Source organism: Pseudomonas sp. P4_C3 (assembly GCF_056402075.1).
On the sequence record NZ_JBFUIC010000052.1, the window covers coordinates 16,770 to 28,631 of the forward strand.

Here is an 11,862-nt window from a genome sequence, read left to right on the forward strand (position 1 = left end):
CGGCACCTTCCGGTGCCGCTCGCCTTTCACATTACAACCATTTTACTTACGCGCCGCCTCCCACGATTTCAGCAGTTCGCTGTAGCTCACGGTCTCGCCCTTAGGCTTCTCATTCGCCAGTTTCGGCTTCGGTGCGCCCGGCTGGTCGAACCAGTATTGCGCATCGCGTTCCGGGTTCATTTTCGGGGCGCAGGTGGCTTGTGCCTTCGAGCGTTCCAGACGGCTCATGATTGCGTCCTGATCCTTGGCCAGGCCGTCCAGCGCCTCTTGCGGGGTTTTCTCGCCGCTGGCGGCTTCGGCGATGTGGCTCCACCACAACTGCGCGAGGCGAGGATAATCAGGCACGTTGGTCCCGGTCGGGGTCCATTGCACGCGGGCCGGGCTGCGGTAGAACTCCACCAGGCCACCGAGTTTCGGCGCCAGGTCGGTCATCGCTTGCGAGTTGATGTCCGACTCGCGAATCGGCGTCAGGCCGACGATGGTCTTCTTCAGCGACACGGTTTTCGAGGTCACGAACTGCGCATAGAGCCAGGCCGCCAGTTTCTGCTTCTCAGGCGTGGATTTCATGAAGGTCCAGGAACCCACGTCCTGATACCCCAGCTTCATGCCCTCTTCCCAGTACGGTCCGCGCGGTGACGGCGCCATGCGCCATTTCGGCGTGCCGTCGGCGTTCATCACCGCAAGACCCGGTTTGGTCATGTCGGCGGTGAAGGCGGTGTACCAGAAGATCTGCTGGGCGATGTTGCCCTGGGACGGCACCGGACCTGATTCGGAGAAGGTCATGCCCGCCGCTTCCGGTGGCGCGTACTTCTTCATCCAGTCGACATACTTGGTGGTGGCGAACACCGCCGCCGGGCCGTTGGTGTCGCCGCCGCGGGTTACGCTGGAACCCACCGGATGGCAATCCTCGACGCGGATGCCCCACTCGTCCACCGGCAAACCGTTGGGCAGCCCCTTGTCGCCGCCACCGGCCATGGAGAACCAGGCATCGGTGAAGCGCCAGCCCAGTGACGGGTCTTTCTTGCCGTAGTCCATGTGCCCGTAGACGCGTTTGCCGTCGATTTCCTTGACGTCTTCGCTGAAGAATTTGGCGATGTCTTCATAGGCTGACCAGTTCACCGGCACGCCCAGCTCATAGCCGTACTTTTCCTTGAACTTGGCCTTGAGGTCTGCGCGTTCGAACCAGTCAGCGCGAAACCAGTAGAGGTTGGCGAACTGCTGGTCAGGTAACTGGTAGATCTTGCCGTCCGGCGCGGTGGTGAACGAGATGCCGATGAAGTCCTTGATGTCCAGGGTCGGTGAGGTGAAGTTCTTGCCCTCGTTGGCCATCAGGTCGGTGATCGATTCCGTCTTGCCGTAACGAAAGTGCGTGCCGATCAGGTCCGAGTCGTTGACCCAGCCGTCATAGATGCTCTTGTCCGATTGCATCACGGTCTGCAATTTTTCCACCACGTCGCCTTCTTGCAGCAAGTCGTGGGTCACTTTGATGCCGGTGATTTCGGTGAAGGCCTTGGTCAGCACCTTGGACTCGTACTCGTGGGTGGCAATGGTTTCCGACACCACCTTGATGTCCATCCCGCGGAATGGCTCCGCCGCCTTGATGAACCACTTCAATTCCGCGAGCTGCTGATCGGCCGTCAGGGTGGACGGCTTGAACTCGCTGCCTATCCATTTTTTCGCGGCATCTTCGTAGGCATCGGCCCAGGCAGATGCGCTCAAACCGCTGAGTGCCAGCATGGCTGCCAATGAAATGCTATGTCGCAGCTTATTGTTTTTGTCGAACATAGAGACCTCCTGTTTAAGTTTCGGAGCAACATTGCCGAGCGATTCGACTAGCCCCAACGCATCACAGCCAACAGCCACACCAGGGACATCGCGAAGGCGACCCAGATGCTCCAGTCGGTGACGCCGATTACCAGCAAGTGCAGGTAGGCGCTGCCGAGAAGACCGATAAACAAGCGATCGCCACGGGTGGTGGCAATCGGCAGAAAACCACGCCGAAGGATGCTCGGCGAACGTAATTCCCAGGTGGTCATGACCACCAGAATCAGGGCAATCACGCTGAAGAATGCCGCCGTGGGGACGGTCCAGCTCATCCATTCCATCATCAGTTCCTCATACCCGGCCCAGGGCAAAGCCCTTGGCCACGTGGTTGCGAACAAACCAGATCACCAGCATGCCCGGCAGGATGGTCAACACCCCCGCCGCCGCCAGTACCCCCCAGTCGATACCGGATGCCGAGACGGTGCGGGTCATTACCGCCGCGATGGGTTTGGCGTTCACCGAGGTGAGGGTTCGCGCCAGCAGCAGTTCGACCCAGGAAAACATGAAGCAGAAGAACGCCGTGACACCGATGCCGGAGCCGATCAGCGGGATGAAAATCTTCACGAAGAACTTGGGAAAGCTATAGCCATCGATGTAGGCGGTTTCGTCGATTTCCTTGGGCACGCCGGACATGAAGCCTTCGAGAATCCATACCGCCAGCGGCACGTTGAACAGGCAGTGGGCCAGGGCCACGGCGATGTGGGTATCGAACAAGCCGATCGAGGAATACAGCTGGAAGAACGGCAACAGGAACACCGCCGGCGGCGCCATGCGGTTGGTCAGCAACCAGAAGAACAGGTGCTTGTCACCGAGGAAGCGGTAGCGCGAGAAGGCATAGGCCGCCGGTAGCGCCACGGTCAGGGAAATGATCGTGTTCAGGCTCACGTAGTACGCCGAGTTGATGTAGCCGGTGTACCAGCTCGGATCGGTGAAGATCACCTTGTAGTTGGCCAGGGTGAAATCCTGTGGGAAAAGCGTCAGGCCGCCGAGGATTTCGGTGTTGCTCTTGAAGGACATGTTCAGCAGCCAGTAGATCGGCACCAGCAGGAACAGGATGTAGAGCAGCAAGGGGATAAGTTTTCTTTTGCTCATGGCGCGGTCCTCAACGGTTGGCGTCAGAGTGAGTCATGGCGGTGTAGAACAGCCAGGACACCAACAGGATGATCAGGAAGTACACCAGCGAGAATGCCGCTGCCGGCCCCAGGTCGAATTGCCCTACGGCCATCTGGGTCAAGGTCTGACTGAGGAAGGTCGTGGCATTGCCAGGACCGCCGCCCGTGAGTACGAACGGTTCGGTGTAGATCATGAAACTGTCCATGAAGCGCAGCATCACCGCGATCAGCAGCACACTCTTGAGCTTGGGCAACTGGATATGCCGGAACACCGCCCAGGCCGAGGCACGGTCGATCCGCGCCGCCTGGTAATACACGTCGGGAATCGCCCGCAACCCGGAGAAGCACAACAGCGCCACCAGCGAGGTCCAGTGCCAGACGTCCATCACCAGCACCGTGACCCAGGCGTCCATGGTGTTCGCCGCATAGTTGTAGCTGATGCCCATGGCCTTGAGACTCGCCCCCAGCAGGCCGATATCGGCGCGGCCAAAGATCTGCCAGATGGTGCCGACCACGTTCCACGGGATCAGCAACGGGATTGCCAGCACGATCAACACCACCGAAGACCAGCGGCCCTTGGTCGGCATGGTCAGGGCAATGGCGATGCCCAGCGGAATTTCGATCAGTAGCACACAGGCGGAATAGATGAACTGACGCAGCAACGAGTCATGCAGCCTCGGGTCGAGCAGCACCTGCTTGTACCAGTCGGCGCCGACGAAATAACGGCTGGACTGGTCGAAGATGTCCTGCACCGAATAGTTGACCACGGTCATCATCGGGACCACCGCACTGAATGCCACCAGCAGGAACACCGGCAGTACCAGCCACCAGGCCTTGTTGTTCTGCACCTTGTTCATGGCTGCACCTCAATGTTGGCTTGGGTTTCCAGGAGGAATTCGTCGGCATAGACCATCAGCCATTGCGCCGGAAAACTGATGTAGGCCGTGCCTTGCGGCACCAATTTGTCTTCGGCCAGGCGCACCTTCAGGGGGACGCCATCGAGGTTGAGGGTCATGATTTTGTAGGTGCCCAGGTCTTCGACGTGTACGACCTGTGCCCGCAGCGCGTCATCAAAGGCTTCGTCCCACACATGGACGAACTCCGGTCGAATGCCGACCTTCAGGGTTTTCCATTCGGACTCGGCGATGCGCTGCTGCATGGCCTCGGACAGCGGCAGATGGGTCGAGGCAAAACCGACTCCACCCGGTTGCGGCTGCACTTCGATCAGGTTCATCCCCGGACTGCCAATGAAGTAGCCGACAAAGGTGTGGCTCGGGCGCTCGAACAATTCCCTTGGCGTGCCGAACTGCACGATCTGCCCGCCGTACATCACCGCAATCTTGTCGGCGAAGGTCGAGGCCTCCAGCTGATCGTGGGTGACGTAGACCATGGTGATGTTGAACTGCTCGTGGATCTGCTTGAGCTTGCGCCGCAGTTTCCACTTCAGGTGCGGGTCGATCACCGTCAGCGGCTCGTCGAACAGGATCGCCGACACGTCATCGCGCACCAGCCCGCGGCCCATGGAGACTTTCTGTTTTTCGTCGGCGGTGAGGTTGCGCGCCTTCTTGTAAAGCAATGCCTGGAGGTCGAGGACTTCAGCGATTTCCTGCACTTTGCTGTGAATTTTCGCTTCCACCATGCCTTGATTGCGCAACGGGAAGGCCAGGTTGTCGAACACCGTCATGGTGTCGTAGACCACCGGAAACTGGAAAACCTGGGCGATGTTGCGCTTCTCCGGGGTCAGGTCATTGACCGCTTTGCCGTCGAACAGCACATGGCCCTGGGACGGGCTGAGCAGCCCGGAAATGATGTTGAGCAAGGTCGATTTCCCACAGCCCGATGGTCCGAGCAACGCGTAGGCGCCGCCCTGCTCCCAGATGTGGTCCATCTCGCGGATCGCGTAGTCCTCAGGTCCCACCGGGGTTTTGGTGTAACTGTGGGCGAGGTTGTGCAAACGGATTTCGGCCATCAGGCAACCCTCGTGACACGCCGGCCCGGCGCCTGGACCAGCCGCCCCTGCGTATCGAACACAAACAGTTTATGGGTCGGGATGTAGATGCGGATCGGCGCATCGACGTCGTATTCGTGAACACCCGGCAAGTGCAGCACCAGCAGGAAGTGCTCGTTGCGCACGTGAAGAAAGGTTTCCGAGCCGCTGATTTCCGCGACTTCGACGGTCACCGCCAACTCGAGGTCATCGTCGTTGCTCGGCACCAGCGAGATATGACTGGGCCGCACGCCGAAACGGAACTCGCCCTCGCCCACCGGACGTAAATCGACGTTCAACGGAAAGTGCACGAAGTTGGCGAAACTCACTTCGTTGCCGGCAATGCGTCCCGGCATCAGGTTGATCGGCGGCTCGGAGAACAGCTCGGCCGCCAGCACCGTTTGCGGCTGGTGATAGACCGAGGAAGAGCGGCCGCTCTGGATCACCCGGCCTTCGTGAAGAATGGTCGTGGTACCGCCCAGAGCCAGGGCTTCGTTGGGCTCGGTGGTGGCGTAGATCGCAATGGTGTGGCGCGCCTTGAACAGCTCGCGCATTTCCTGGCGCAGCTCTTCACGCAACTTGTAGTCGAGGTTGACCAGCGGTTCGTCGAACAGGATCAGCTCGGCATCCTTGACCAGCGCCCGGGCCATGGCCGTGCGCTGTTGCTGGCCGCCGGAGAGTTCGAGGGGATGGCGCTGGAGGAATTTCTCGATGCGCAGCATCTTCGCGGTTTCCAGCACCTTGCTCTGGATCAGCTCGCTGGATACACCGGCCTGGCGCAGCGGCGAGGCGATGTTCTCGAAGACGGTCATGGTCGGGTAATTGATGAACTGCTGATACACCATCGACACATTGCGCAGGCGCACTGGGCGCTGGGTGACATCGACGCCGTTCATCAGGATGCGGCCGCTGTCGGGCTTGTCCAGACCGGCCATCAAGCGCATCAGGCTGGTTTTGCCGGACAAGGTGCGACCCAGCAAAACGTTGAAGGAACCGGGTTCAAAACTCAGGTTGGCATCGTCGATCCAGGTCTGGCCCTCGACGGTGCGGCTGACGTGCTCCAGGGTTAATGACATGGCTCGGCCTTTTTTTTTTGGAGTCAAGCGACCGGAGCTACATAGCGACATCCGTGCCAAAAAATTCAAGCTATTGATTCAGCTTAAAATTCCCGAACGGGACGTACAAACCGCGTTCGTTGCTGAACACAAATGAACAATCGAAAATGAACAATTGAACAGTTCACCCATTGACAGTGAACAATAGTGAACAACACTCTACGGACTGTTCACGGCCCCTGTAGGAGCGAGCTTGCTCGCGATGGACGTTAACGTTGACGAGGGCTGCCTGAATAAACGCGGCGCTCTCACGTSCATCGCGAGCAAGCTCGCTCCTACAGGGATCGGCGCTATCCCATAAAAACAATAAAGATTGTTCAGAGATCGACCGCCATGGCCGCACCTGCCTCGCCGCTGTCCCACGACGCCATCATCCAGGACTCCTGGTCCCGTTGCCGCGCGTTCGGTCTCAGTCATCAGAGCACACCGGCATTCGACCAATTGCCGGCAGCGGGCATTGCGCAATTGCTGGAGAGCCAACATTCACTGGTGCAAACCACCCACCAGGAAGTGCTGCCCTACTACGAGAACATCCTGAGCAATTCCAATTGCCTGATCATGCTCGCCGACCATCAGGGCCAGGTGCTCACGTCGTGGGGAACGCAGCGCTTTATCGAACCCAAACTGGCACGGGGGTTCAGCGCCGGCGCCAGCTGGATGGAACGCTGCAGCGGCACCAACGCCATTGGCACCGCCCTGGCCTGTGAACAAGCGGTGCACATCGAGCACGACGAACATTTCCTCAAGGCCAACCGCTTCATGACCGGCTCCGCCGCGCCGATTTTCGATGCCGAGCGCAAGGTGATCGCGGTGCTGGACGTGTCCAGTGACAGCTACCTGCCGCCCTCCCACACCCTGGGCATGGTCAAGATGATGAGCCAGACCGTGGAAAACCGGCTGATCCTCAACCTGTTCCATGGCCAGCATTTCCAACTGACGTTCAACACCGGACTGAACAACCTCGACAGTCAGTGGGCGGGGCTGCTGATATTCGATGAGACTGGCCAAGTGTTGTCGGCCAATCGCCGGGCCGACAACCTGCTGGGCATCAGCCTGTCGCGGGTCAGTGTCGAAAGCCTGTTCAAGGTCTCGCTGCTGGAGTTGCTCAACCAGCCCGAAGGCCTGCCCTTCGCCCTGCAGACCTCGGGGCGCAACCGCTTCCAGTGCCTGTTGAAGCGGCCGAAACAGGCATCAATTCAACCTCGAGTGTTCACCGAACCGGTTGTAGCGGTACCCGCGGCCATCAGCCTCAACACCCTGCACTTCGGCGACAGTCGCGTGGAAAAAGCCGTGCGTCAGGCCGAGCGTTTGCTGGAAAAAGACATTCCCTTGTTGATCCACGGTGAAACCGGGGTCGGCAAGGAAGTGTTCGTCAAAGCCCTGCATCAAGCCAGCTCGCGCAGCAAACAAGCGTTCATCGCCGTCAACTGTGCAGCGATTCCCGCCGAACTGGTGGAGTCCGAGTTGTTCGGCTATGAGAAAGGCGCGTTCACCGGCGCCAACCAGAAAGGCAGCATCGGGCTGATCCGCAAGGCTGACAAAGGCACGCTGTTTCTCGACGAAATCGGTGACATGCCGCTGCCGACCCAGGCGCGCCTGTTGCGGGTGTTGCAGGAGCGTTGCGTGCAACCGGTGGGCAGCAGCGAGTTGTTCCCGGTGGACTTGCGCATCATTTCCGCGACCAATCGCTCGTTGCGCGAACAGGTACAACTGGGGCGGTTTCGTGAAGACCTGTATTACCGCATCGGCGGCCTGACTCTGGAATTGCCACCGTTAAGAGAGCGCAGCGATAAAGAGGCACTGTTCAAACGCTTGTGGGAACAGCACCGCGAACTGAGTCAGTGGGCTGGGTTGAGTCACGAAGTGATGGAGTTGTTCAGCCGCCACCCGTGGCCGGGGAATTTGCGCCAGGTCAGCAGTGTGATGCAGGTGGCATTGGCGATGGCCGAGGAACAACCGATAAGGCCGGAGCATTTGCCGGATGATTTTTTTGTTGATCTGGAGATGGAGCCGGTCGATACGCCGGAACCGTTAGCCGTGGATCTGAATGATGCCGAAGATTTGAACCGGCAGTTGCAGGCGGCGGGGGGGAATATTTCGTATCTGGCGAGGCGATTGGGGGTGAGCAGGAATACCCTTTACAAGCGGTTGCGCCAGGTTGAATGACAGGTTAGCCGCACTGGCGGTACTCGACTTGAGACCATCGCGAGCAAGCTCGCTCCCACAGGTTCAGAGATGCCCACAGATTTTGTGTTCGACACGGACACTGTGGGAGCGAGCTTGCTCGCGATGGCGCCAGCCCTGTCAACACAAGCCTGGAGTCCAACCCCATAAACAAAAACCCGCACAAGGCGGGTTTTGTCTGTAATAAGCAAAGCAATCAGTCAGCCAAACGCCAGGTCGTACCGCCCTTGCCGTCTTCCAGCACCACGCCCATGGCAGTGAGCTGGTCGCGGATGCGGTCAGATTCGGCCCAGTCCTTGCCGGCACGCGCTGCCAGGCGCGCTGCAATCAGCGCCTCGACTTCGGCTGCATCGACGCGCCCTTCGGCGCCAGCCTGCAGGAAGTCATCGGCTTCGAGCTGCAATACACCCAACACGCTGGCCAGCTCTTTCAAACGCGCCGCCAGACCGGCCGCTGCGTTCAGGTCGCTCTCGCGCAGGCGGTTGATCTCGCGGACCATCTCGAACAGTACCGCGCAGGCTTCCGGCGTGCCGAAGTCGTCGTTCATCACCTGGGTGAAACGCTCGACGAAGGCTTCGCCGCCAGCCGGTGCAACGTTCGGCAGGCCTTTCAACGCGTGGTAGAAACGCTCCAGGGCGCCCTTGGCGTCCTTGAGGTTGTCTTCCGAGTAGTTGATGGCGCTGCGGTAGTGACTCGACACCAGCAGGTAACGCACGACTTCCGGGTGGTACTTGTCGAGCACGTCGCGAATGGTGAAGAAGTTGTTCAAGGACTTGGACATCTTCTCGCCATTGATACGGATCATGCCGCAATGCATCCACGCGTTGGCGTAGGTCTTGCCGGTGGCCGCTTCGCTCTGGGCGATTTCGTTTTCGTGGTGCGGGAACTCGAGATCGCTGCCGCCGCCATGAATGTCGAAGGTCTCGCCCAGGCAGCAGGTGGACATCACCGAGCATTCGATGTGCCAGCCCGGACGCCCGGCGCCCCACGGCGATGGCCAGCTCGGTTCGCCCGGCTTGGTGGCTTTCCACAGCACGAAGTCCAGCGGGTCCTGCTTGGACTCGTCGACTTCGATCCGTGCGCCGATGCGCAGGTCTTCGATCTTCTTGCGCGACAGCTTGCCGTAACCCATGAACTTGGCGACGCGGTAGTACACGTCGCCATTGCCCGGGGCGTAGGCGTAACCCTTGTCGATCAGGGTCTGGATCATGCTCAGCATGCCCGGAATGTGATCGGTGGCACGCGGTTCCATGTCCGGCTTGAGGATGTTGAGGCGCGCCTCGTCCTCATGCATAGCAGTGATCATGCGTTCGGTCAGCGCGTCGAACGGTTCGCCGTTCTCGCGGGCACGATTGATGATCTTGTCTTCGATGTCGGTGATGTTGCGCACGTAGGTCAGGTTATAACCGCTGAACCGCAACCAGCGGGTCACCAGGTCAAACGCGACCATGCTGCGGCCGTGGCCAATGTGGCAGTAGTCGTACACGGTCATCCCGCAGACATACATGCGCACGTTGTTGCCATCCAAAGGCTTGAAAACTTCTTTGCTCTTGGTGAGCGTGTTGTAGATCGTAAGCACGTTAGTTCCTTGACGCTAAATCACTGGCCCCACGAATCACGCAGGGTCACGGTACGGTTGAATACCGGCTGACCTGGTTTCGAGTCCTTGATATCCGCGACGAAGTAACCTTCGCGCTCGAACTGGAAACGGTCTTCCGGCTGTGCATTGCCCAGCGAAGGCTCGGCACGACAACCGGTGAGTACCTGCAGCGAATCAGGGTTGATGTTGTCCAGGAAACTGGCGCTGTCTTCGGCCTTCTCAGGGTTGGCCGAACGGAACAGACGATCGTACAGGCGCACTTCGCACTCGACGCTGGCCGCGGCCGGCACCCAGTGGACCACACCTTTGACCTTGCGACCTTCCGGGTTCTTGCCCAGGGTGTCCGGATCGTACGAGCAGCGCAGTTCGACGATGTTGCCATCGGCGTCCTTGATCGCTTCGTCGGCGCGGATCACGTAGCTGCCGCGCAGACGCACTTCACCGGCCGGTTCCAGGCGCTTGTAGCCTTTTGGCGGCTCTTCCATGAAGTCTTCACGGTCGATGTAGATTTCACGGGCGAACGGCAGTGCGCGCACGCCCATGTCTTCTTTCGGGTGGCACGGCAGCTCGAGATTCTCGACCTGGCCTTCCGGGTAGTTGGTGATCACGACTTTCAGCGGACGCAACACGCACATGGCGCGCGGGGCGCTGTGGTCGAGGTCGTCACGGATGCTGAATTCGAGCATGCCGAAGTCCACCACGCCGTCGGAACGGTTGGTGCCGATCATTTCGCAGAAATTGCGGATCGATTTCGGCGTGTAGCCACGGCGGCGGAAGCCCGACAGCGTGGACATGCGCGGGTCGTCCCAGCCGTTGACGTGCTTTTCATCGACCAGTTGCTTGAGCTTGCGCTTGCTGGTGATGGTGTAGTTCAGGTTCAGGCGGCTGAACTCGTACTGGCGCGGGTTGGCCGGCACTGGCAAGTGCTCGAGGAACCACTCGTACAGCGGACGGTGGCTTTCGAACTCCAGGGTGCAGATCGAATGGGTAATGCCTTCGATGGCGTCCGACTGACCGTGGGTGAAGTCGTAGTTCGGGTAGATGCACCACTTGTCACCGGTCTGGTGGTGGTGGGCGTGACGGATGCGATACATGATCGGGTCGCGCAGGTTCATGTTCGGCGAGGCCATGTCGATCTTGGCCCGCAGCACCCGTGCGCCGTCCTTGAACTCGCCGGCTTTCATTCGGGCAAACAGATCCAGGTTCTCTTCGACGCTGCGCTCGCGAAACGGGCTGTTCTTGCCCGGCTCGGTCAGGCTGCCACGGTATTCCTTGGCTTGTTCCGGGGTCAGGTCATCAACGTAGGCATTGCCGGATTTGATCAACTCCACCGCCCAGTCATGCAACTGGTCGAAATACTGCGAGGCGTAGCGCACTTCACCGGACCACTCGAAGCCCAGCCATTTGACGTCGCTTTCGATCGCGTCGATGTATTCCTGGTCTTCCTTGGCCGGGTTGGTGTCGTCGAAACGCAGGTGCGTGACGCCGCCGAACTCCTGGGCCAGGCCGAAGTTCACGCAGATCGACTTGGCGTGGCCGATGTGCAGGTAGCCGTTGGGTTCAGGCGGAAAACGGGTGACGATCTGCGTGTGCTTGCCCGATTCCAGGTCTGCCTGGATGATCGGCCGCAGGAAATTGACCGGCACGGCAGGGCCGGTCTTGGCATTCGAGGTAGGGTCGACAGTGGGCTTGCTCATAGGATCCTTGAACGTACAAGTGCGTGGCCGTAATGAAGGCCGGACAAAACAAAGCCGCTATCATAGCCGATGCCGTCAAGTACCTGACAGAGCGCACTCTGTAAACCGTCGTATTTAATAGGCCGTAAATGAAAAAACAGCCTCGAAATTCGTGCCTGTCACGCTAAACTGCGCACCTTGGCCGAGACAGGCTGAACCGGTTGCGGGACGGAATGTCCCAAAACCACGAATTCCTTAGAAACGCTTCTCCTTAAAAGAGTCCCGATCATGACCCAAGTCAAACTGACTACCAACCATGGCGACATCGTCCTCGAACTGAACGCCGACAAAGCCCCGATCACCG

General features: G+C 59.5%; 9 protein-coding genes and 1 pseudogene. 2 read left to right on the top strand and 8 right to left on the bottom strand.

The window, feature by feature from the left end:
• Positions 1-42: 42 nt before the first annotated feature.
• Genes AC1DVH_RS11890 through AC1DVH_RS11915 form a run of 6 tightly spaced genes read right to left on the bottom strand, consistent with a single transcriptional unit; the run spans position 43 to position 5,999 of the window.
• Complete coding sequence (locus AC1DVH_RS11890) at positions 43-1,785, bottom strand: ABC transporter substrate-binding protein (protein ID WP_477753959.1); 1,743 nt, start codon at positions 1,783-1,785, stop codon at positions 43-45.
• 47 nt (positions 1,786-1,832) lie between these two features.
• Positions 1,833-2,105: a DUF2160 domain-containing protein gene (locus AC1DVH_RS11895; protein ID WP_095943787.1), complete on the bottom strand. Its 273-nt coding sequence runs from the start codon at positions 2,103-2,105 to the stop codon at positions 1,833-1,835.
• A 10-nt stretch (positions 2,106-2,115) separates the two neighbouring features.
• Positions 2,116-2,916 carry a carbohydrate ABC transporter permease gene (locus AC1DVH_RS11900; protein ID WP_110662253.1) on the bottom strand — a complete coding sequence of 267 codons (801 nt, stop codon included), beginning with the start codon at positions 2,914-2,916 and terminating at the stop codon, positions 2,116-2,118.
• A 10-nt stretch (positions 2,917-2,926) separates the two neighbouring features.
• Positions 2,927-3,793 carry a carbohydrate ABC transporter permease gene (locus AC1DVH_RS11905; RefSeq protein ID WP_477753960.1) on the bottom strand — a complete coding sequence of 289 codons (867 nt, stop codon included), beginning with the start codon at positions 3,791-3,793 and terminating at the stop codon, positions 2,927-2,929.
• Complete coding sequence (locus tag AC1DVH_RS11910; protein WP_477753961.1) at positions 3,790-4,905, bottom strand: ABC transporter ATP-binding protein; 1,116 nt, start codon at positions 4,903-4,905, stop codon at positions 3,790-3,792. Before AC1DVH_RS11910 ends, AC1DVH_RS11905 begins: the two co-directional genes overlap by 4 nt.
• On the bottom strand, positions 4,905-5,999 hold the full coding sequence (locus AC1DVH_RS11915) for an ABC transporter ATP-binding protein (RefSeq protein ID WP_477753962.1): 1,095 nt from the start codon (positions 5,997-5,999) through the stop codon (positions 4,905-4,907). The genes AC1DVH_RS11910 and AC1DVH_RS11915 overlap by 1 nt, the downstream gene beginning before the upstream one ends.
• 372 nt (positions 6,000-6,371) lie before the next feature.
• On the opposite strand from AC1DVH_RS11915, the gene AC1DVH_RS11920 reads away from it, so the two are divergent.
• The gene (locus AC1DVH_RS11920; RefSeq protein ID WP_477753963.1) at positions 6,372-8,204 is read left to right on the top strand and encodes a sigma-54-dependent Fis family transcriptional regulator; all 1,833 of its coding nucleotides are present in this window, start codon (positions 6,372-6,374) and stop codon (positions 8,202-8,204) included.
• Between the two features lie 214 nt (positions 8,205-8,418).
• Here AC1DVH_RS11920 and cysS read toward each other — a convergent pair whose 3' ends face one another.
• Together cysS and AC1DVH_RS11930 are read right to left on the bottom strand one after the other, a co-directional pair.
• Positions 8,419-9,801, bottom strand: coding sequence for a cysteine--tRNA ligase (gene cysS / locus AC1DVH_RS11925; RefSeq protein ID WP_477753964.1), 1,383 nt, complete (start codon positions 9,799-9,801; stop codon positions 8,419-8,421).
• A gap of 20 nt (positions 9,802-9,821) precedes the next feature.
• The gene (locus AC1DVH_RS11930; protein WP_477753965.1) at positions 9,822-11,519 is read right to left on the bottom strand and encodes a glutamine--tRNA ligase/YqeY domain fusion protein; all 1,698 of its coding nucleotides are present in this window, start codon (positions 11,517-11,519) and stop codon (positions 9,822-9,824) included.
• A gap of 264 nt (positions 11,520-11,783) precedes the next feature.
• Here AC1DVH_RS11930 and AC1DVH_RS11935 point away from each other — a divergent pair.
• Positions 11,784-11,862, top strand: a pseudogene (locus AC1DVH_RS11935) (peptidylprolyl isomerase); the annotation flags it as partial.

Coding starts and splice junctions, on each gene's coding strand:
- AC1DVH_RS11890 (WP_477753959.1), bottom strand. CDS start 1,785: ATGTTCGACAAAAACAATAAGCTGCGACATAGCATTTCATTGGCAGCC.
- AC1DVH_RS11895 (WP_095943787.1), bottom strand. CDS start 2,105: ATGGAATGGATGAGCTGGACCGTCCCCACGGCGGCATTCTTCAGCGTG.
- AC1DVH_RS11900 (WP_110662253.1), bottom strand. CDS start 2,916: ATGAGCAAAAGAAAACTTATCCCCTTGCTGCTCTACATCCTGTTCCTG.
- AC1DVH_RS11905 (WP_477753960.1), bottom strand. CDS start 3,793: ATGAACAAGGTGCAGAACAACAAGGCCTGGTGGCTGGTACTGCCGGTG.
- AC1DVH_RS11910 (WP_477753961.1), bottom strand. CDS start 4,905: ATGGCCGAAATCCGTTTGCACAACCTCGCCCACAGTTACACCAAAACC.
- AC1DVH_RS11915 (WP_477753962.1), bottom strand. CDS start 5,999: ATGTCATTAACCCTGGAGCACGTCAGCCGCACCGTCGAGGGCCAGACC.
- AC1DVH_RS11920 (WP_477753963.1), top strand. CDS start 6,372: ATGGCCGCACCTGCCTCGCCGCTGTCCCACGACGCCATCATCCAGGAC.
- AC1DVH_RS11930 (WP_477753965.1), bottom strand. CDS start 11,519: ATGAGCAAGCCCACTGTCGACCCTACCTCGAATGCCAAGACCGGCCCT.